This window comes from Jatrophihabitans telluris, from assembly GCF_023516435.1.
In the GTDB taxonomy this organism is placed as follows: domain Bacteria; phylum Actinomycetota; class Actinomycetes; order Mycobacteriales; family Jatrophihabitantaceae; genus Jatrophihabitans_A; species Jatrophihabitans_A telluris.
Map to the genome: position 1 here is coordinate 3,577,988 of NZ_CP097332.1, position 19,945 is coordinate 3,597,932.

Here is a 19,945-nt window from a genome sequence, read left to right on the forward strand (position 1 = left end):
TGCGATGTACGAAAGCTAATGGCGGGCCACGTCGCCGGGCTGATCCCGCTGGAACCACCCTAACCCAGACCACGGCGCCACAAAAATCGACGAGACAACATTCTGGCCCGTTTAAGTTAACTTTTCGTGACAGCCACTACAAAGCGTAGTCAGGTGACTATCTACGGTAACTGCGTGAAGTTATGACTACAGAGAGTTGACGTCGAACGCGCAGCGTAGTGAATTTGCCATCGAGGCTAAATGCGCGTGTGGAATTTCTCTGGGAATTCCGAAGTGTGATGTGTTCGTGATCATGGGCTTCATGTACTCCATACGGCCGCCCTCATGCGGCACTCACAATCGGTTGCGGTCGAGCCGCCGCGCCCGCCCGCACCCGCCGCGCCAGGGGCCAAAAGCAGATGTTGGAAATGAATATCACAACGGCTGTAACACAAAATGCGCTGAATACGCTGCGGCGTTGAATCCCGGTGGTTGCGCGGTCATCGGCAATTAATTTGCGCGTTCAACGACCGAGCGGCGTCTCGGTGTGAATTTGCCTACTAGCAGGAATCTCCGCTCCGAGATGGTCCGATGGGCGGCGCACCGCGCGCTGCGACGCTCGCCCGCGCGGCTCTCAGGGCCCTACAGACCGCTCGCGCCGTCACCGATCAACGAGCTGCGTTGAGCCTCGTACATCGTGGCGTACTCACCGTTGAGTGCAGTCAATTGTTCGTGCGTTCCCTGCTCGACGATCCGTCCGTTGTTCAGCACGTAGATCCGGTCGGCCTGCCGCACACTGCCGAAGCGGTGCGAGATCAGCACCACCGACTTGCCCCGGAAGATCGATCTGCTGTGGCTGAACAGGCTTGCCTCGGCAATGGGATCCAGTGCGGCCGTCGGCTCGTCCAGTATCACCACCGGTGAATCGCGGTACGCCGCCCGCGCCAGTGCGATGCGCTGCCACTGCCCCCCGGACAGCTCGCTACCTCCCACGAACTGGGGCCCGAGCTGGGTTTGCAGGCCCTGGGGCAACCGGGCGATCAGCTCAGCCGCACCGGCCGCGTCGGCCGCACGGTCCACCGCGTCCTCGTTGCCGAGCAGGTGCTCGCCGGGGCGTCCGAGGGCGATGTTCTCGTAGACGGAGAACTGGAACTTGATGAAATCCTGGAACAGCACGGCCAACTGCGCGCGCACCTGGTCGCCGTCGAGGACGTCATAGGGGTGACCGTTCCAGCGGACGGTGCCGCCGGTCGGCGGATACAGCCCGGCGATCAGCTTGGCCAGCGTGGACTTGCCGGACCCGTTGGCTCCGACGAGCGCGATCACCTCGCCGGCCCTCAGCTGCAACGAGACGTGCTCCAGCGCGTCCCGTCCGCCCGCCGGGTAGCGAAAGCTCACGTCCTCGACATCGAGGCGGTCGAAAGGCAGCAGGCGGGGGGCAGCCCCTGGCGACGACACCGCCGGCCGCGACGAGCGCCAGCGGTGCCGCCCGCTCACCGCTTCGGGCCGGCTGGCGAACTCCTGGAAGTCCTGCATGAACAGCGCACTCTCGTACAGGGACGTGACTCCGCTGGACAGGCCCTGCAGCTGGCGGCTCAGCAGGAGCAGGCCCGCCGTAGCCGCGGCCGCCGACGACAGGGACAGTCGGTGATGGGTGATCATCCACACGATCACGCCGAGGGTGAGGCCGAGCACGGCGGTGGTGAGCAGCACTCCGACCAGGCCTCGAACCACCCGTGCCCGCAGGATCGAGGACAGGTCCGCAATCCGTTCGGAGTACAGCTTGCGCCAACGGCGCAGCATGACCGGTCCGAGCAGGTAGGCCCGAACCTCCTTGGCCTGGTCGCGCGAGGTCAGCAGCAGCTGGACGTACATGCGCTGGCGATCGGGCTCGGTCTGGCGGACCGCGAAGTCATACAGCGCCCGGCTGGCGTTGAGACCGAGGAACCAGATCGGGATCGATCCGACAACCGCCACGGCGAACAGCGGAGCCGACAGGTAGATCAGCGCGATGCTGAGCGCCGCCGACGATGCCAACGACGACAGCACGTTGACCAGGCCGAGGGTCATCTGGGTCGGTCGGCTGCCGGCGTTCATGAGGGCCCGCTGGAGCCGGTTGTGCAACTCCGCCGACTCGAAGTCCAGCAGCTCGGTGGTCGTCGCGGCCTCCAGCACCCGGCGCATCGAGTACTCGCTGACCCGCTCGGAGAGCAGATGCTGCAGGCCCGAAGTGGAGACGGCGATCATCGACGCCACCGCGAAGGCGACCAGCAACACCACTAGGATCGGCGTCAGGCGGCTGAGCGACTCCTCGTTCTTCAACAGGCCGGAGAGCAACCTCCGTCCGGCCAGCAACTGCACCACCAGGGTCGCCGCGCTGACCAGCTGAAGCAGCACCGTCGTGAGCAGAAGCACCGGCGCCGCCGACCAGGTCGTCGACAGCGCGAAACGCATCACCCGGGGCAGCTGCAGGATCCGCGTCAGGCCACCGTGCTGGGGACCGCTGTCAGATCCGGGGTCGGGCACGCATGCTCACCGCTCTCGTTCAGGAAGGGACATCGTATGTGGCGGCTTCGCCCGACCGTCCTGCTCGCGGCCGCGTGGGCGCTGACCTGCCTGGTCATCGTCCGGCGCCGGTTGCGCCGCGAGGGTGTGCGCGCAACGTGTCCGGCCGCACCTCGTTTGCCGATGAAGGCCTACCCCGGGGTCAGCGCGGTGATCTCGCGGTTGTCGCCGACGTGCATCGAACGGGCGTTGATCATCCAGTCCTGGCTCACCGCGCACGAGCGGTACCACGACATCGTCGTCGGGATCCCGACGGGCGGGATGTCGACCGAGACCGCACACGCCTGGGTGGACGGGTTCGAACCCGAGTCTGCCGTGAAATACACCGAGATCCACCGCATTCAGCCTGCGCGCCGACCGGCTGCGCCTCAGGCCTAGGTTCTGTGCAGCTGTTGTCTGCACCGTTCGGCGGCTGAGGAAATACGCCGGCAAACAGAAGAGCGTGGCCGCGCGTCTGCGCGGCCACGCTCTCCGTGAGTCAGGAGTTAGCTGACGCTTACGACACCGGCGCCAGGAACTGAGACCGACTCGCCATTGATGACGATGACGTCGCCAGTACCTGCCGTCTTCGTGATCGAACTCAGGGTCAGATCGGCGAAGGATCCAAGCTCAGTGATTGCGGGCTTGTTGTACTCGTGCATGTTGCTCCTCTCCGGATGCGTACCCGGTGTGAAACCGGATACGGGCTATCGTAAGTGCTGCCTCGCCGTCGACCGAATCGTCAGGTGGAAATTCACTGTCTGGAAACAATGCGGTCAATCTAGGTGCTTACGGGCTACGCCTTCGTCGCATATCCGACACGAGCCAGCTCGTCGAGGCGCCTGCCAGCTGGGTCGGATGGACCTTCGAGTCCACCCGCGAACCGTTCTCCGGACCCATGTCGTGGTCCGATTCCGTGGCCGAATTGCGGCTCCAACCAGCCGGCATGGCACGAATCCTCCGAGACGAACGACACACTGTGCTCCATACACAGGCACCCGTCACCGACGCCGCCCTGCTGCACCCGTACCTGGGTTCGACCGCGCTCGCCGTTGCGGCCTGGGCCGGCCGGTGCGCCCTGCACGCCGGCAGCTTCGTCGGTCCCGACGGCGTCTGGGGTGTGCTCGGCGAGCGGGAGGACGGCAAGAGCTCCCTGCTGGCCTGGATGGTCTCCCACGGCATGAACGTCCTCGCCGACGACCTGTTGATCACCGACGGGCTGACGGCGATGGCCGGACCCCGCTTCATCGATCTGCGCGAAGGTGCTGCCCGCCGGTTCGAGCTCGGTTCCGACGTGGGTGTTCTCGGCACTCGCCGGCGGTGGCGGGTCCCCCTCGGTCCGGTACCCGCCGAGCTTCCGGTCCGGGGCTGGATCGAGTTGGCCTGGGGCCCGGACGTGCAGGTGCAACCGATCCCGATCTCAGAACGTATGGGTGTGCTGGCAAGGCACAAGGGACTCCGCTTCCCGGTCGGCGACGACGTGAGCCTCCTGCACGTGCTGCGGCTGCCGGCGTTCCGCTTCTCCCGACCGCAGGACTGGGACCTCATGGACACGGCGATGGAGCAACTTCTGATTGCCCTCGACGTCCGTCGTTGACGTTGCCCGTGTTGCCCGACGCCCGTCGTTGAGGTTGCCCGTGTTGCCCGATCCCCGTCGAATCCGGCCGGGACGATCGAGCAACGAGGGCAACCTCAACGGTCGGGGGCGAGCAACGAGGGCAACCTCAACGGTCGGGGGCGGGATGGTCGAAGAGCCAAGCGCTCTGCAACAGCGCGAGGGATCGCATATCGGCTGTGCCCGAGGACCAGTGCGCTCGCAGCGCGCCGACATCGACGTACTGGGAGTCGACACCACCACCGGACCACTGCCGCGCGAACTCACGGCTCGTATCCGTCCACAGCACGTTGGAGAAGGACGCCTTCGATCGCCGCTGGATGATCTCGGCCGGCAACACGTCCGCGAACAGGAACTGCATCAAGCTCGCCCGCGAACCGAGACCGCCGAAGCCGCCGACGGCCGCGAGCGCGCCCAGGACGTCCGGCGCCACAAAGGGATGCACGACGTCGACGTCGTAGGAGCGGCCCACCACGGCGAAGCTCTGCTGGCAGATCTGGAAGTAGCGCTGCTGGCGAAACCACTCACGCAACGTCGTTGCCCACCCGATCGGGACGGTCACATCGTCCTCGGCGACGGCACGCGTGAGAGCGGCCACCGCCGACGGCGTCAACCAGGGCATGGCCTCGAGCAAACCCCGCGTGCGATGGCGAAACACCCGTCGCCGCACGACATCCGGGCTCAGCGCAAGCCCTAGCACCTTGACGTCGGAGGCCATCGGTTTCTTCCGCCGGCTCAGCACCTGAGCCGACCGGGCGAACTCGCTGCTGCGGCCCAGTTCATCCCCGCCGAAGCCGGTGATGACCGACCCGCCCTGCGCCGCGGCGATGATCGGCAGATGCATGTGAGTGTTGAACGGCCAAAGCAGTCCGTGCCGGTGGAGTGCGGTGCCCGCGACCGGACCGACGGCGTCCAGTTCGTCGCTGATGCTGAAGATCAGCCGGTCGGTGAGACCGAGGTGGGACAGGACATGGTCCTGCCAGGCCTGCTCGTCGGCGTCGGAGTCGCCGGGGATGAACAGCGTGGCCGGGACGGGAAGGTCATAACCGTGTCTGCGCGCCAGCCGGGTCGCCCAGGCCAGGAGTGCTGAGGAGTCTCGTCCGCCGGAAAAACTGACCAGACACGGCGCGCGCTCCAGCGCCGCGCCGATCACCGCGTCCAACGCCCGCGCCACGACGGTGTGGTCCCCGCGCCGACCGGTCACCACCGGCCAGGCCGGCTCCGCGGTCTGGCCGAGCACCAGCCCGTAGGCCACTTCGAGCGGGGACATCAGCGGTCCCGGCTCGGCCTGCATTGGTGCCGCCGGGATCGGCAGCACGCTCCGGTGGCTCAGCTTTCCTCCTGCAGCAGATCCCGGGCGCGCAGCGCGGCCAAGAACTCGGCCACGTCCGCCTCGGCAACCGCGGCCTCGACCCCGAAGCTCGCCTGCAGGCTCCGCGCAAGTTCAGGCTCGGTAGCGCCCCCGACCAACGCCTGCCACAGTGCCGCCGCCGAATCGTTCAAGCTGAGATAACGCGAGGAACGCAGATCGAGAATGACTACCGATCCGTCGTCGGCAGGCGTCCAGGACACGTCCGCCGTCCGCACGCTTAGCGATTGCTCAGTCACCATAAGGCCTTTCTCGTCTCGGTGCAGTTCGTCTCGGTGCAGGTTGGCTGGGTGCAGGCGGGGCAAGCCTTGTCAATGGACCCGATCGCCGTGCCTGACCTTGAAGGCGTCCGCCCAGTAGCGGCGGAGTCCGCCGTGGCGAGGACCGTAGTGCGACCGCAGGAAATCCCGGTCGGGAAAAATGGTTCCCAGAAGGTACAGCGCGGCGTTGGCCACCGGCAATCGCAGCAGGTGGGCGTTGACCACGCTTCCGCGCGATCGATCAGGAACGATCAATCGAAGCAGCCGGCGCGGATGCTTCACCCCTGTGCTGCCCAGACGATCGATCAACGCGGCAGGCCGCGCCGGCCCCGGCAGGGCCTGCAGCACGCTGCGCAGGTAACCGTCCAGCCCGTAGCGGCCGGCTCGTTCCGCGGCGACGTCCGGATCGACGGCGTGCGCGAGCTGAGCCACATCGCGCCAGATGCTCAGCCTCCCGCCGGGTACGAAATGGTCGTTGATCAGGTGCAGCGAGGCGACCACGAGATTGTCCGCCGCATCGGCGCAGGGGAAGGTCTGCCCGGCCGCGGACACGTCCGTCGCCCTGGCTACGACGGCGGGCACCGAGATGTCCTGGGACCAGAGCCACGGCGAGATGTGGTGGTGCAGGTCGATACTGCCGCCCTGCCCGTCCAGCAGATTGACCGCTTCCCGGCAGTGCCGGTCAAAGAAAGGCCACGGCTGCCGGTTGTCCGGCAACTCGAGCCAGCCGTGAGCCTTAAGCCTGCGCAGGCAACGGGCGAAGTCTGCCGGCGCGATCAAGATATCCACGTCGGAATAAGGGCGTGACGCTTGGCTGGCATAGTGCGCGGCGATGCCCGGTCCCTTGATCACGATCGGTTGCACCCCGTCATCGCGAAGCCGACCGATAACCTCGGCCGCCCGCGCCGCCACCCGTTGGCTGTGCAGGATGAGGGCGAACTTCTGCTTCTCCAGATCGAGCAGCACGTCGGCCGCGACTGCGGACCTGGTCGATCGGATGTAGTCCAGCACGAGCGGCGCGAGCTTGTGTTCGAGGATCTGCCCCAGCTCGTCGGTCAACGGCTCGGAAGGGGTCGCGGCACTCACGAAGGGGTACCAGAGGGCTGCGGTCACCCACGGCCCGGCGTCCGGCAGCATGTCCCGAACCGCGCCGGTGAGGGAACTTCCGCGGGGCGCACCCCCACCGGTCACCTTCACACCAGCAAAGTACACGGACCTCAGCCGGATGCCATCGGCATCGAGTCGGCCGCGCTACTAGGCCCCTGCGCCCGTCTGGACCTGCTGGCCAGGGCGTAGGACAGCTGGAACACCGAGTGGGTGAAGCCCGACACCAGCGAGACCGGAGCCGATCGCGGCCGCGTCAACAGCGCCAGGACGAGCTTGCGCACACTGGTCAACCGTCCGTCGCGCGGCGCCGGGGCGGCCTTGGCGCTCGGGTACAGCTCGTCCAGCAGCGCCGCGCTCTGACCGTAGCGGTACCACTGCTCGATCAGTCCCCGGATGCGTCGGCGCGGCACCCAGCTCATGTACACGTGGTCGTCGACGGCCAGCCGCCCCAGGCCAGCGAGTTGGATTCGCCAGCACAGGTCGGCGTCGCCGCCGCTGCGGATCTTGCGAAACCCGCCGACGCTCAGGTACGCCGTTCGCCGCACGCCGAGGTTGGCAGTCGGGTAGTAATCCAGCCGGCCCGGGATGCCGATGAACGCCTTGAGACTGAACAGATCCTGAACCTCGGCCACCCGCGCCGCCAGCGAGGGTGCGGATTCGATCACGATCGGTGAGCAGGACAGCGCGACCTCGGTATCGGCGAGCAGGCGCCGATGCGAGTCCAACAGACCCGGACGGCTGCGGCTGCGGCCGTCGACGAAAACGATGGCGTCCGCGGAGGACCGGGAGACTGCCAGATGCCGTGCCGCGTACGGGCCGACGCTCGCGTCCAGCCGGATCACGTTCGCGCCGAGGGACCGGGCGACGTCGGCGGTGCCGTCGGAGGATCCGTCGTCGACGACGGTCGCCACGTCGTTCGGCCCCAGCTGGCTCATGATCAGGCCCAAGGCCGCGCGGAGGTCCTCGGCCATGTTGCGCACCGGCAGCACCACCTCCAGCGATGGTCCCTGCGCCCGGGCTTCGGTGGAGCCGGTCGCGTCGGCCTCGGCGTGTCCGCCTCGACCTGCCCCGGCATTGCCACCGGGAGCCGTCCCATCGAGCATGAACAGACTCACTCTCCCTTTCCCACCATGCGCGGCACATTCAGCACCGATCGCGCCGACAGCGTGGCATGGCTACGTTATGGCGAGGCAAACCGCATGAGTCCGGATCGTCAACTGTGCGACCTCACCCGCAACCGAATTGCAGTTCGAACCCATTTCTGTCTGCAGTGTTCGGGATGCAGCCTAGTTGGCCAGCTGGCGGGCGAACCGCGCCGGGACGCCGGTGTAGAGCGCGTCCGGCTCGCAGTCCTTCGTCACGACCGCACCAGCCGCGACGACACAGCCGGCGCCGACGGTCACGCCCGGCAGAACGACGGCGCCGGCGCCGATCCACGAACCTGCCCCGATCCGGATGGGCTGATCGTGGGCCTCCATCCCCCGGCGCCGGTGCGAGCCCATCCGGTGGGATGCGGCGGTGATGATCACCCCAGGACCGATGAGCACGTTGTCGCCGATCTCGATCTGCGCATCCCCTGGATCGAGGCGGCAGCCGGTATTGACGAAGCAGTCGGTGCCGAAGCGGATGTGCTTGTTGACCAGGATCGTCGAATGGGCGAAATGCGACCCTCGGCCGATCTTGATGCCGCCGAGTTTCAGCAGCAGAATCCGCGCGCGTCTGGGCACCGAACGGGTCGGTGCCAGTACCTGCAGATCGAATCGCTCGGCAAGCTCAACGGCCTTGCCGACTAACCACCCGAGTCGATTCATGAAGCATCCCTCCGATCCGTCCCGACAGCCACCAGCAGTCATCGACAGCCACCCGCAGTCATTGACCGTCAATGACAGTCATTTGACTGTCATTGACAGTCATTGACAGTGCGTCTTTGCGGCGCAGCAACCGCGGGCCGGCCGGGCGCGCTCACCAGAGCTCCGATTCGACGAGCGCGAGCAGCTCCCCCGGCGGGTCGTCGAACTTGCGTGCGAACAGCAGTTCGTGGTGCCCGTAGGCGTCATCGACGGCACGGCCCACGGCCTTGAGCCGCTCGACCTCCGCGGCATCAAGGGTTCGCGGCGACGGCGAGCCCTCGTTCCAGGCGGTGTACATGAGTGCGGGCGCGAGAGAGGGTTCGAACGAGGAATTGGCCAGCACCGTCTGGAAGAAGTGCTCGTCGGGCAGGCAGGTGTTCCGGTAGAAGCGCATGAACCGCCGCTCGTTGTCCACGGTGTGCAGGATCACGGTCAACGCCTGCCGGTTCAGCGCCCACCAGGTACTTCCCGCGTACGGCACGCGGCCGGCGAAGGCGCCCCGCCAGGGACGGGCGAGATAGCGATTGATCAACCCGTGCAGGCGAAGAAAGCGCCCGGTGCGCCCGTCGTGTTCCAGGTTCACGTGACTGATACGGCTCAAACTCTTGTTGAGCTCGGAGTTGGGCACCCGGACGCAGTTGATGTAGTTCCGCTCGGGATGGGCGGTGAAGAATTCGGCGATCTCCGCCGGCCGGCGCGCGGGATAGGTGTCACCGCTCACGAGGCAGAAACGCTCGGCCTCACCAAAGGCCGAAAGCGCGCAGGTGACCGAGGCGAGGGTCGCTTCGACCTGGCTGAAACTGCCCCAGTGCACGTGGACCCGATCTCGCACGAACACGACACCGGACATCGCTTCGGTCGCCGCGAGGAACGGTGTCTGGTCCACCCGCGCGTCCACGTGCACCACCAGGGCCGAGCCGGGCACCAGCAACAACGACGCCGCCGTGCGTGCGAACTGAGCCGGGTTGGCGTGTACCTGCACCAGGAACACGATGTCCGGCGGGACGGGCGGCGACATGTGCGGGGACGTCTGAGGGGATGCCATCGGGGCTGGCCTCGATCCTTCACAGTCTCGCCAGACGATCCGGCAGGTGTGTGCTCGGGCCGCCGGCCGTTCGCTGTCTGGCTGCTTCGCTGTCTGGCTGCCATCGTGCCCGAGCCCAGGTTCACAGGGCAAATTCGGCGCGGCTCCAGCTCACCGTCACGGTGCGCCATCGGTGAGGATTGGGGACAGGCCGCCACCTTCGCTAAGGTTTGTGTCGAAATCGGACGTTGAGAGTGGGGTGTGCCGATGAAGATCCGCATCATGCCTGCGATCGCTGACCGGAGACCTTCGGCAGCCTGACATGTCCTCACCTTCAGCCAGCCGGCGCCGCATTGCAATGTCGCCGGATGTGGACAGCACCAACAATCCCTACCTCAAGCAATTGGTCGACGGCCTCGAGGTGCGGGGGTTCGACGTCATCAAGGTTCGCCGCCACTCGCTTCTGCACGCTGACCTGCTCCACTTCCAGTGGCCGGATCTGTTGATCAGTGACGAAGGCCTGGGCCACGCGCTTCGGGGCATGGCGAAGTGTCTGGGCGCAAGTGTGATCTGTCGACTGCGACACCGACCGGTTGTGTGGACCGTCCACAACCTGCGCCCGCACTCGTCTAGACGTCCGCGGCTGGAGGCGCTGTTCTGGGCCTGCTTCACCCGGCTGGTCACGGCGCACATCAGCTTGTCCCGGGCCGGCGCGGCAGCCATCGGGAATGCCTTCCCCGCGTTGCGACGTAAGCCCCACGCCGTGATCGCGCACGGTGCCTACGCCGCGGACTATCCACCGTGGCTCGGAACGGTCGAAGCGGCTCGAGCCGAGCGCGGCCTGGATCCTGGCGTGCCCTACCTGCTGTTCTTCGGCCAGATCCGACGTTACAAAGGTGTGGCGCGACTGTTGCGCGTGTTCGCCGAGATACCCACGGCCGCAGTGCGGCTCTGCGTGGTCGGCGAAGCAGTCGAGAACGACCTGGTCGAGCAACTGAGCGAGCTGGCCTCCCACGACGCACGCGTCACCCTCAGTCTGTCGAGGGTGGGCGACGACGACGTATCGGCTTGGTTCTTCGGTGCTCTGGGCACGGTTCTCCCTTTCGCCGCCGGGCTGAACAGCGGGTCGGTCTTCCTCTCACTGGCGATGAACCGCCCGGTGCTCGTGCCGCGCACCCCCACCTTCGACGAGATCGCCGAATCGGTCGGCTCGCGCTGGGTCGTGCGCTACGACGGCGAACTGGACACCGGCGCGCTCACCCGATTCGTGGAGCACAGCACCGAGCTGGCCGCCGATCCCGAAGCCCGGCCCGATCTGTCCTCCTACGATTGGACGACGATGGCGGCGGAGACCGCCGCGTTCTACGAGCGCCTGCTGCAAGGACATTCCTGAGCCGAAACAATCCGCGCTGCCCGAGCAGGTACGCTGGCGGCGCTTGATCCCCGGGTCGACGCTGTTCGATCTGGTTTTCCTTTGCAAGTCAGGGGTTGTCACACTCCGTAGACGTGATCGGGGCCGATTCGTGAAGTTGCCCACCGAGGCCAGTGATGGTGGCACGACAGTTCCAGCCGGCATCTGGTGTCCTGAACTCGATCTCGGCACCGAGACGGTGCGGTCACGGACGGCCCCGGAACCCAGCCATGCCTCGGTCCGCGCCCTGGTCCGCCTGCGCGGGCGCACCCTGGGTTACGTCACCATCGGCCGGCCGCCGGCCCAGGTCACGGCCCACGATCTGGCCGAGGCCGCCCGGCGTGCCTTTCCGGCGGCCGCGCTGACGGTCGCGGCGGACGAAGGCGCCCAAGTGGTCGATTCGCCGACACAGGCGGAGTCCTCCGGCGAGGCCGCGGGCCCGCGAGTGTCGTTGGTCGTCTGCACGCGAAACCGCGGCGAGCAGCTCGTCGCGTGCCTGAATGACCTTCGTGAGCTGACCTACCGCAACCTCGACATCATCGTCGTCGACAATGCGCCGACGGATGATTCGACCCGGCGTTACGTCGACGAGGCGAGCGCGCTGGATCCCCGGATCCGATACGCCACCGAGCCCCGCCCCGGACTGTCCTGCGCCCGCAATCGCGGCCTGCGCGAGGCGAGAGGCGAGTACATCGCCTACACCGACGACGACGTGTCCGTCGACGCCGACTGGATCACCCAGCTGGTGGCCGCCTTCGGCGACGGGGAAAAAGTCGCCTGCGTCACCGGCCTGGTGTGTACGGCGGCGCTGACCACGTCCGCGGAGATCTACTTCGATGCGCGCACGGCGTCCTGGTCGACCCGGACCGAGCCGGTCACCTACGACCTGGACCGGCATGCGCTCGACGATGCCCTTTACCCCTATTCGGCGGGCATTTTCGGCACCGGCGCGAACTTCGCCTTCGACCGGGCGGTGCTGGTCGACATGGGTGGTTTCGACGAGGCGCTCGGGGCCGGCACCCTCACCCGAGGCGGCGAGGACCTCGACATCTTCGTGCGCGTTCTGCGGGCCGGCTACGCCATCCGGTACGACCCGAGCGCCGTCGTGTGGCATCACCACCGAGCCGACGAGGCCGCATTGGTTCAGCAGATGTACGGGTACGGCACAGGGCTCACGGCATACCTGGCCAAGATGCTGTCGGTCCGTGAGACCCGCAACGACATTCTGCGCAGGGTTCCCAAAGGTCTGGCCAGGATGGCGAAGATCAAGCGGGCGACCGACGACCGGCTGGACACCGCCGCCGCACCGAAGGGCGCCATGCGCCGGGAGTTGACCGGCTATCTGGCCGGCCCCTACTTGTATGCGAGGGCGCGGCGCCGGTTACACCGACACCCCGCCTAGGCCGTCGACGGCCGGCTACGGCCCAGACGCACGCAGGGACGGGTGTGACGTTGCAGTTAGACTGTGCGGAACCAGAACGCGAAGTCGAGCCACGGGGAGACCAGCTTTGCGCTATTCCGTCACGTTGACCGTTCAGGTTCGGCTACGTTGAGCGCCGGGACGGTTCCACGCGCCGGACGTAGCGCAGGTGCCGAGCGCACCAGCAGCTACGTCTTCGGCGTCGTGCTCCTGCTTGCTGTCGCACTGTGGGTCTGGGCGCTCAGCCGCACCCATGTCGACACCCTCGGCGAGACGGGCCTGCTGTCGGCCCTTCCCGTGGTCTGGTACATCGCCCTTGCGCTCGCCCTGGCGCTGTGCGCCGGCTCGATCTGTCTGCCTCGGGTGGTGGGCTGGCGGGTCGGTTCGGCGTTCTTGGTATTGATGGCCATTTTGTACGCCACGTCGGCCAAGATCGAACCTGTTCCGCGGCTGCCCTGGGTCTACAAGCACATCGCGGTCACGCGGTACATCGAGTTGCACGGCAGCGTCAATCCCAAGATCGACATCTACAACCGTTGGCCGGGCTTCTTCTCCCTGGCGGCCTACTTCGGCCGGATCACCGGGATCAGCGACCCCATCAGTTACGTCGCCTGGACCGAGGCCGGCTTCGCGCTCGCGTGGGCGTTCCTGGTCTTCGCCATCGCGCGCAGCCTGTCCCAGAGCCCACGCGTGTGCTGGACGGCCGCGTTGCTCTTCAGCCTGCTGGACTGGATCGGGCAGAACTACTTCTCGCCCCAGGCCTTCGGTTTCACCCTCTACCTCGTCGTCTGTCTGCTCGCGCTGACGTATCTGCGCCGGGACCCGCGCGGTGTCGGTGGTGCGGTCGAACGGGTCGTGGCCCGGCTGGTGCGCCGCAGTCCGGACGCACCGGCCTACGCCGTCCCCACACGCGAGGAATCCCGGCGTCACCGTCGCGCCAACGGCCGTTCGAAGGTCGCCGCCATCGTGGCCATCATCGTGCTGCAGGTCGTCATCAGCGTCAGCCACCAACTCACCCCCTACCTGCTGGTGGCCGGTCTGATCCCGCTGTTCGTCGTCGGGTACCTGCGCCCGTTGTGGCTGGGCGTCGTGGTCGCCGTCATCCCGGTGCTGTATCTCATCCCGAACTACTCCTACATCGAGCAGCACTTCGGGCTGTTCAGCGGCTACGACCCGGTCGCCAACGCGACGTACACCGTGACGCGGGCTCGCCCCGTTTCGGCCGCGCACTGGCAGGCGATGGGCACCAGAGTGCTCACCGCGATCGCGTATCTGCTGGCCCTCGGGGGCCTGATCCGCCGCGCCCGCAGTGGTGATGTCCGGACCGCCGTGATGGTCGCCTGGCTCAGCTTCGCACCGACCGTGTCGCTGTTCAGCCAGTCCTACGGCGGCGAAGGCCGGCTCCGGATTGTGCTGTTCGCGCTGCCGTGGTTGTCGGTGGCCGCGTCCTGGCTGCTCTGGCCTAGTCGTTTCGCCCGCACCGATCAGGCGGCCTCGTACGAGAGTGGGTCCGGCGGGGACACCGCCGAGGCTGCCGCACCGACCGCGGTTCGGGCTCGGCCGTGGACGGATCACCTTCCCAGCGGCCGCAACCGGGCCGTTGTGGCCTTGGTCCTGGTGGTGGTGGCCGCGATCTCCGTGCCGACGAGCTTGCAACCGGAGCGGGACGACCAGATCTCGCCGGCCGATGTGACGGCCGCGCACTGGTTGGACAGCCGTGTCCAACCCAGCGACGTGGTGCTGACGGCCGCGCCGAACTTCCCGGCGATCCTGGGCCCGCACTACGACTACATCGTCAACACCAACGGGTCGCTGTCGGGCAACAAGTTCCACTTCCTCGGCACGCTGAACACCGCCGACGTGCTGGCCACGATCAAGCTGATCGGAAACGGCAAGGGCAAGTCGGCCTACGTGGTCTTCTCACGTATCCAGCAGCGCTTCGCCGATGAGCACGGCCTGTTCGAGACCGGCGAACTTGCCTCGGTCGAGCAGGGTCTCACGACGAGTGCCCAAGCCCGGAAGGTCTACGATCGAGACGGAACCCGCATTTTCGAGATATCGACGAACTGAGACTTCACACAAAGAAACATGGCCAACCCGCTCGGGACGAGCCCGGTCGAACCCGCGCTCGTCATACTCGCCCACAACGACCCGGTGCACGTTCGCCGGCTGATCGCGGCATGCGCGTCCCAACCGATCGTGTTGCACGTCGACAGCAAGACGCCGGACGACGTGTTCACCGAGATGACTCACGACCTGCCGCAGCGGGTGATCCTGGCGCCTCGGCGCGATGCCCGGCTCGCCAGCTGGTCGCTCGTGGAAGCCGAACTGGCCGGTGTACGCCTGGCCCTGGACCGTACCGACGCCGAGCACATCCTCGTAATGTCGGGCTCGGACTACCCCCTGACCGATCCGTCCCGGCTCGCGGAGGTCTTCGCACCGTTCGCCGGGCGGTCATGGATCTGGAATTACCCGATGCCGTTTCCCGCCTGGGACGTCCCAGGGTTTCGAGACGGCGGCTTGTGGCGGATGCGTCACCGCTTTGCCACGCGCGCAGATCACATTCTCTGGATCGCATCCAAGCCGATCTTCAATCCGATCAGGCGCTCTATACATCCCGACCTTGAGCCTCGGGCCTCGATGCAGTGGAAAGTGCTGTCGCGCTCCGATGCGATCCGGCTGCTCGATTGTCTCGAGAGCCGTCCCGACCTGACGAAGTTCGGACGGTCCACTTTCACCCCCGAGGAGACGTTCATCCCGTCGGTGCTGGCCTCCCATCGCCTCTGGGGCGAGGCGGCGCTGGCACCCTGCGCTCACTCGTTCTCGCTCGCCAACTGGCCCCAGGGCGTCGTGGTCCAGCACCCCGGGTGGTACACCGCCGACGACGTGGCGCCCCTCAAGGCCCGGCTCACGGCCGCGGCGAACGTGCCGGAGAGCTCGCTACCCAACGGCGGAACGCCGTTGTTCGGTCGCAAATTCAGCTCGCAAAGCGGCCCCGAATTGCTTGACGCGGTGCAGACACTTCTGTGGTAATCGCGTAAACATCCGCGAACACGCAGACCGCTTGGCGGCGCAGACAGACAGCACTGGGCGGTGCCGTAGGCTCGTCTTCGGGCATGCAACTCGGCGACCGCCGCCACCACATCCGGGTCGGAAAAGTGGGCGCACGCTTGCAGACAGTGCGCGAATCCGCGCTGTAGGACGACAGAACTGGGGTGTCGCACGTGACGCTGGCTCGCCGAGTAGGCCGACCAGACCGACTAGACCTCGGGTTCTGCCTCGCCGGGGTCGTGGGCATCGCGCTCATCCTTCTCAACACCTCGGCCGTGGCGACCGGACTGTTGATCTTCGTCATCGCCGTGGCCGTTCCTGGCTACGCCGCCACCATGGCAAGTCCGATTGTGGACCCGCTCGCGCGCATAGCCGTCATAGCGGCGGCCGGGCTGGCCGTCCAGGCAATCGTCGCCGTCGCCTTGGTGTGGGCGCACGCCTGGCACCCACGCCCGGTCGCGATCGTCGTCCTCGCCCTCAGTTGTGTGGCCGTATTGGTTCCCCGCCCCAGCTTCGGCGCGCAGGCGGTTGAGCCTGCCTGAATCGGCGCAGGCAGTGCCACTGGACGCGTACACCTGTATGTGACCAAGGCCACAAAATCTTTTTCACATAACTGAACTCCCCGTAATCAAAGCGACAGAATCTGGTTACTCTCCGAAATCGGCCCGCCATGCCTGGTCGGTCGCTCCGCAGTTTTGCCCGCCGAAACACGGAGATGGTCTACTTCTCCCCAATGCCGACACCGGGGTCAACGGGTTCGTGCCAGTCCGACTCCGCGGCGCTTCGTCCAGCGACATCGTGTGCCAGCAACATCGTGTGCCAACAAACATCGTGTGCCAACAAACATCGTGTGCCAACAATCAGAAGGCCTCCGCCATGAGCAGTTCCCTCGATTCTGTCGACGCGCGCCCACGCCGGTCCGCAACCAGCCGGCGCTTCCGCGCAGCGTTCACGACCGCGGCTGGTGTGGCGCTCGCCGCGACGGTGGCGACGGCCGGACTGCTGATCACCGGCGCCCCGGTGTCAGCCGCCGCCCAGTTCACCCTGCTCAAGCTGGATGCGTCGGTCTCAGGCTCGGCCGTGACGGCGACGGCGACGATCGCGGCCACGAGCACGACGACGCAGGTGCAGGTGTTCGGTATCTGCGTCCGTAGCTCGACCGGGGCGAACCTGGACTATCCGAAGGCCACCAACGTCGCCGTTCCGACGACCGGGTACACGGTGTCGGGCACGAAGACATTCGCAGTCGGTACTTACACGTACTTCGCCTGCGTCGAGGTCAACTCGTCGTGGGTCCCCGCGGGGGCGACCAACACGTTCACGGTCGCGCCGGCAGCGGCGACCGCACCCGCGCCCGCCGCTCCGTCGAGTCCTTCCGGCCAGGCCATGCCGGTCGGTGACTTGTCCGGCTGGAAGCAGGTTCTGGCCGAGGACTTCACCAACACGGTCGCGCTGGGCGGCTTCCCGACCAGCTCCTACAAGAACGAGTTCTACCCGTACTCAGGCTTCCCCGACACGTCGAAGCACGGTGTCTACAACCCGACCAAGGTTGTGTCCACGAGTGGTGGCCTGCTCGACTACTACCTCCACACCGAGGGCAGCACCCACTACGTCAACTCGCTCGTGGCCAAGGTCCCCGCGACCAAGTGGGGACAGACCTACGGCCGGTACTCGGTTCGCTTCCGGGCCGACAACCTGCCCGGTTACAAGCTGGCCTTCATGCTCTGGCCCGACTCGGACAAGTGGGTGGAGGGCGAGGTCGACTTCCCCGAGGTCAACGCCCTGACCAGCAACGAGTACATGTACGCCAACCGCTACCAGGCCGGACGTACCAATCTGACCACCGGCACCACGGGCTTCAAGACGAACATCCCCGCTTCGGGTAACGGCTGGCACACCGCCACGATCGAGTGGTCGCCGAACAACCTGACGTACTACCTCGATGGCGCCAAGCTCGGTACGACGACCAGCGGCATCCCGAGCACCAAGATGCACTGGGTGCTGCAGGCCGAGACCCGGGTCAACAACGCGGCGGCTCCGGCGAACACCGTGGCCGGGCACCTGCAGATCGACTGGGTCACCATTTACAGCCGCGTCTGATCCACCGACAGCAGAACGTCTATCGGCCCACCGTCCGCGCCTGCGACGGTGGGCCGATTTGCGTCTGTAGACACCGGTGATTCCGAATGTTTGCCGTGGTGCAGACAATCATCGTGATGATCATCTACAGTCGCCGCTGATGGCGATCGGTCGGACTTCGATCGGCCCAGCAGCGAACCGAAAGGGTGGCCCGTGGGCTCGAACTCGAACCACTCAGGCGCGATCACGCTGGTGATCGCGCTGCTCGCGATCTACGTGGCCGTCGTGGTCGTCCTGATCTGGGCGTACGTGCGGATCATCCGACGGGCCGGCTACAGCGGCTGGTGGATTCTGGCCGGCCTGGTCCCACTGCTCAACGTAATCATGATGCTGCTGTTCGCGTTCAAGGAATGGCCGATCCAGCGCGAACTCGCCTATCTTCGCCAGCAGGTTCGGGGCTATCCGCCGAACGCACAGGGTCATCCGCCCTACGGTGCCGGTGGCTACGGCTATGGGTACGGCTCCGGGCCGGGCACGCCAGGCTGAACCGCGGCCCTGACCGGCCGAGAGGCGAACCCTGACCGATGAACAAGATCTGAAGTGCGCCAGCAAACGCTGGCCGTGGGGCTTCGTCTACCGGTCGGCCCGGTCACCGACGTCGTGCGGTAGGGCTGCTACTCCCACTCGATGGTGCCCGGAGGCTTGCTCGTCACATCGAGCACGACCCGGTTGACCTCACGCACCTCGTTCGTGATGCGGGTCGAGATCTTTTCCAGCACCTCGTACGGAACTCGTGTCCAGTCCGCGGTCATGGCGTCCTCCGAGGACACCGGCCGCAACACGATCGGGTGCCCGTACGTCCGGCCGTCGCCTTGCACACCGACCGAACGGACATCGGCCAGCAGCACCACCGGGCACTGCCAGATGTCGCGGTCAAGCCCGGCGGCCGACAGCTCGGCACGGGCGATCGCGTCGGCACGCCGCAGCACGTCCAGCCGATCGGCATCGACGGCGCCGACGATCCGAATACCCAGGCCCGGACCGGGGAAGGGCTGGCGCCACACGATCTCCTCGGGCAGCCCCAGCTCCAGACCGACCCGGCGAACCTCGTCCTTGAACAGGGTGCGCAACGGCTCGATCAGCTCGAACTGCAGATCGTCGGGCAGACCACCGACATTGTGATGGCTCTTGATGTTGGCGGTGCCGGTCCCCCCGCCGGACTCGACCACATCGGGGTAGAGCGTGCCCTGCACCAGGAACCGGTAACCCGGGCCGGATTTCTCGGCCTCGACCAGTTCGCGTTCGGCCTGCTCGAAGGACCGGATGAACTCCCGGCCGATGATCTTGCGCTTCAGTTCGGGATCGGTCACGCCGGCCAGCGCGTCGAGGAACTGCCCGCGGGCGTCGACGATCGTGAGGGACACCCCCGTCGCCGCCACGAAGTCCTGCTCGACCTGCTCGGCCTCGCCGGACCGCAACAGGCCGTGGTCGACGAAGACACAGCTCAGTTGGTCGCCGATCGCACGCTGCACCAGCGCGGCCGCGACCGCCGAGTCCACCCCGCCGGACAGCCCGCAGATGACCTTGGCGTCGCCGACCTGCTTGCGGATGAGCTCGACCTGCTCGGAGATGATGTTGGCGTCGGTCCAGTCCGGCGTGAGCCCCGCGATGTCGTAGAGGAAGTTCTGCAGCAGCTGCTGACCGTGCTCGGTGTGCAGCACCTCCGGATGGAACTGCACACCGGCCAACCGCCGACCGGTGTCCTCGAAGGCGGCGACCGGGGTACCGGCGGTGGAGGCGGTCACCGCGAACCCGTCGGGGGCCCGGGTCACCGCGTCGCCGTGGGACATCCACACCTGCTGGGTTTCCGGCATACCGGCGAACAACGTCCCGGCGCCGCCGACCGACAGCGTGGTCCGGCCGAACTCCGAGCCGCCCGTGTGCGCGACCTCGCCCCCGAGCGCCTGGGTCATGGCCTGGAAGCCGTAGCAGATACCGAATGTGGGCACGCCGGAGGAGAACAGCGCCGGGTCTGTGGTCGGCGCGCCATCGGCGTAGACCGAGGACGGACCACCGGACAGGATGATCGCCTTCGGATTCTTGGCCATCATCACCGCCACCGGCATCGACGACGGGACGATCTCGGAATAGACGTTGGCCTCCCGCACGCGCCGGGCGATCAACTGCGCGTACTGCGCCCCATAGTCAACGACGAGAACGGTGTCGGTCTGCACCG

General features: G+C 66.7%; 18 protein-coding genes. 9 read left to right on the forward strand and 9 right to left on the reverse strand.

All coding sequences use genetic code 11. The annotated features are described in order from the left end of the window. Positions 1-621: 621 nt before the first annotated feature. Positions 622-2,505 (reverse strand): ABC transporter ATP-binding protein, encoded by a 1,884-nt coding sequence (locus M6D93_RS16415; protein ID WP_249770825.1) that lies wholly within the window; start codon positions 2,503-2,505, stop codon positions 622-624. Positions 2,506-2,541: 36 nt separating this feature from the next. Between M6D93_RS16415 and M6D93_RS16420 the strand changes: the two genes are divergently transcribed. Then, a complete protein-coding gene (locus M6D93_RS16420; protein ID WP_249770827.1) occupies positions 2,542-2,922 on the forward strand; it encodes a lasso peptide biosynthesis protein in 381 nt (126 codons plus the stop codon). A 107-nt stretch (positions 2,923-3,029) separates the two neighbouring features. Here the strand turns inward: M6D93_RS16420 and M6D93_RS19670 are convergent, their stop codons facing one another. Continuing rightward, positions 3,030-3,185, reverse strand: a complete 156-nt coding sequence (locus M6D93_RS19670) for a lasso RiPP family leader peptide-containing protein (protein ID WP_430667197.1) — start codon at positions 3,183-3,185, stop codon at positions 3,030-3,032. Positions 3,186-3,502: 317 nt separating this feature from the next. On the opposite strand from M6D93_RS19670, the gene M6D93_RS16425 reads away from it, so the two are divergent. After that, positions 3,503-4,120 carry a hypothetical protein gene (locus M6D93_RS16425; protein WP_249770829.1) on the forward strand — a complete coding sequence of 206 codons (618 nt, stop codon included), beginning with the start codon at positions 3,503-3,505 and terminating at the stop codon, positions 4,118-4,120. 127 nt (positions 4,121-4,247) lie between these two features. On the opposite strand, the gene M6D93_RS16430 is transcribed toward M6D93_RS16425, so the two are convergent. The 6 genes from M6D93_RS16430 to M6D93_RS16455 all read right to left on the reverse strand — a co-directional run bounded on the left by M6D93_RS16430 (position 4,248) and on the right by M6D93_RS16455 (position 9,769). Further along, entirely contained in the window at positions 4,248-5,408 is a 1,161-nt protein-coding gene (locus M6D93_RS16430; RefSeq protein WP_249770831.1) for an asparagine synthase-related protein, read from the reverse strand. A gap of 59 nt (positions 5,409-5,467) precedes the next feature. Then, on the reverse strand, positions 5,468-5,710 hold the full coding sequence (locus tag M6D93_RS16435; RefSeq protein WP_249770833.1) for a PqqD family protein: 243 nt from the start codon (positions 5,708-5,710) through the stop codon (positions 5,468-5,470). Between the two features lie 108 nt (positions 5,711-5,818). Beyond that, on the reverse strand, positions 5,819-6,964 hold the full coding sequence (locus tag M6D93_RS16440; RefSeq protein ID WP_249770835.1) for a nucleotidyltransferase family protein: 1,146 nt from the start codon (positions 6,962-6,964) through the stop codon (positions 5,819-5,821). Positions 6,965-6,984: 20 nt separating this feature from the next. After that, positions 6,985-7,989 carry a glycosyltransferase family 2 protein gene (locus M6D93_RS16445; protein WP_249770837.1) on the reverse strand — a complete coding sequence of 335 codons (1,005 nt, stop codon included), beginning with the start codon at positions 7,987-7,989 and terminating at the stop codon, positions 6,985-6,987. 171 nt (positions 7,990-8,160) lie between these two features. Beyond that, positions 8,161-8,685 (reverse strand): acyltransferase, encoded by a 525-nt coding sequence (locus tag M6D93_RS16450; RefSeq protein ID WP_249770839.1) that lies wholly within the window; start codon positions 8,683-8,685, stop codon positions 8,161-8,163. A 151-nt stretch (positions 8,686-8,836) separates the two neighbouring features. Next, positions 8,837-9,769 carry a beta-1,6-N-acetylglucosaminyltransferase gene (locus tag M6D93_RS16455; RefSeq protein WP_249770841.1) on the reverse strand — a complete coding sequence of 311 codons (933 nt, stop codon included), beginning with the start codon at positions 9,767-9,769 and terminating at the stop codon, positions 8,837-8,839. A gap of 349 nt (positions 9,770-10,118) precedes the next feature. On the opposite strand from M6D93_RS16455, the gene M6D93_RS16460 reads away from it, so the two are divergent. From M6D93_RS16460 to M6D93_RS16490, 7 genes are all read left to right on the forward strand, one after another. Further along, on the forward strand, positions 10,119-11,141 hold the full coding sequence (locus tag M6D93_RS16460) for a glycosyltransferase (RefSeq protein ID WP_249770843.1): 1,023 nt from the start codon (positions 10,119-10,121) through the stop codon (positions 11,139-11,141). Positions 11,142-11,271: 130 nt separating this feature from the next. Continuing rightward, the gene (locus M6D93_RS16465) at positions 11,272-12,561 is read left to right on the forward strand and encodes a glycosyltransferase family 2 protein (RefSeq protein WP_249770845.1); all 1,290 of its coding nucleotides are present in this window, start codon (positions 11,272-11,274) and stop codon (positions 12,559-12,561) included. A 147-nt stretch (positions 12,562-12,708) separates the two neighbouring features. Then, positions 12,709-14,649, forward strand: a complete 1,941-nt coding sequence (locus M6D93_RS16470) for a hypothetical protein (RefSeq protein WP_249770847.1) — start codon at positions 12,709-12,711, stop codon at positions 14,647-14,649. An 18-nt stretch (positions 14,650-14,667) separates the two neighbouring features. After that, positions 14,668-15,612: a beta-1,6-N-acetylglucosaminyltransferase gene (locus tag M6D93_RS16475; RefSeq protein ID WP_249770849.1), complete on the forward strand. Its 945-nt coding sequence runs from the start codon at positions 14,668-14,670 to the stop codon at positions 15,610-15,612. A gap of 191 nt (positions 15,613-15,803) precedes the next feature. Then, positions 15,804-16,172: a hypothetical protein gene (locus M6D93_RS16480; RefSeq protein WP_249770851.1), complete on the forward strand. Its 369-nt coding sequence runs from the start codon at positions 15,804-15,806 to the stop codon at positions 16,170-16,172. 334 nt (positions 16,173-16,506) lie between these two features. Beyond that, complete coding sequence (locus M6D93_RS16485; RefSeq protein WP_249770853.1) at positions 16,507-17,730, forward strand: glycoside hydrolase family 16 protein; 1,224 nt, start codon at positions 16,507-16,509, stop codon at positions 17,728-17,730. 192 nt (positions 17,731-17,922) lie between these two features. Next, complete coding sequence (locus M6D93_RS16490; RefSeq protein ID WP_249770855.1) at positions 17,923-18,255, forward strand: DUF805 domain-containing protein; 333 nt, start codon at positions 17,923-17,925, stop codon at positions 18,253-18,255. A 128-nt stretch (positions 18,256-18,383) separates the two neighbouring features. On the opposite strand, the gene guaA is transcribed toward M6D93_RS16490, so the two are convergent. Next, positions 18,384-19,943 carry a glutamine-hydrolyzing GMP synthase gene (gene guaA / locus M6D93_RS16495; protein ID WP_249770857.1) on the reverse strand — a complete coding sequence of 520 codons (1,560 nt, stop codon included), beginning with the start codon at positions 19,941-19,943 and terminating at the stop codon, positions 18,384-18,386. Positions 19,944-19,945: the final 2 nt, after the last annotated feature.

What these genes read in the sequence shown, in the direction of transcription:
- M6D93_RS16450 (WP_249770839.1), bottom strand. Translation starts at nt 8,685, where the DNA reads ATGAATCGACTCGGGTGGTTAGTCGGCAAGGCCGTTGAGCTTGCCGAG.
- M6D93_RS16420 (WP_249770827.1), top strand. Translation starts at nt 2,542, where the DNA reads ATGTGGCGGCTTCGCCCGACCGTCCTGCTCGCGGCCGCGTGGGCGCTG.
- M6D93_RS19670 (WP_430667197.1), bottom strand. Translation starts at nt 3,185, where the DNA reads ATGCACGAGTACAACAAGCCCGCAATCACTGAGCTTGGATCCTTCGCC.
- M6D93_RS16455 (WP_249770841.1), bottom strand. Translation starts at nt 9,769, where the DNA reads ATGGCATCCCCTCAGACGTCCCCGCACATGTCGCCGCCCGTCCCGCCG.
- M6D93_RS16485 (WP_249770853.1), top strand. Translation starts at nt 16,507, where the DNA reads ATGAGCAGTTCCCTCGATTCTGTCGACGCGCGCCCACGCCGGTCCGCA.
- M6D93_RS16475 (WP_249770849.1), top strand. Translation starts at nt 14,668, where the DNA reads ATGGCCAACCCGCTCGGGACGAGCCCGGTCGAACCCGCGCTCGTCATA.
- M6D93_RS16430 (WP_249770831.1), bottom strand. Translation starts at nt 5,408, where the DNA reads ATGTCCCCGCTCGAAGTGGCCTACGGGCTGGTGCTCGGCCAGACCGCG.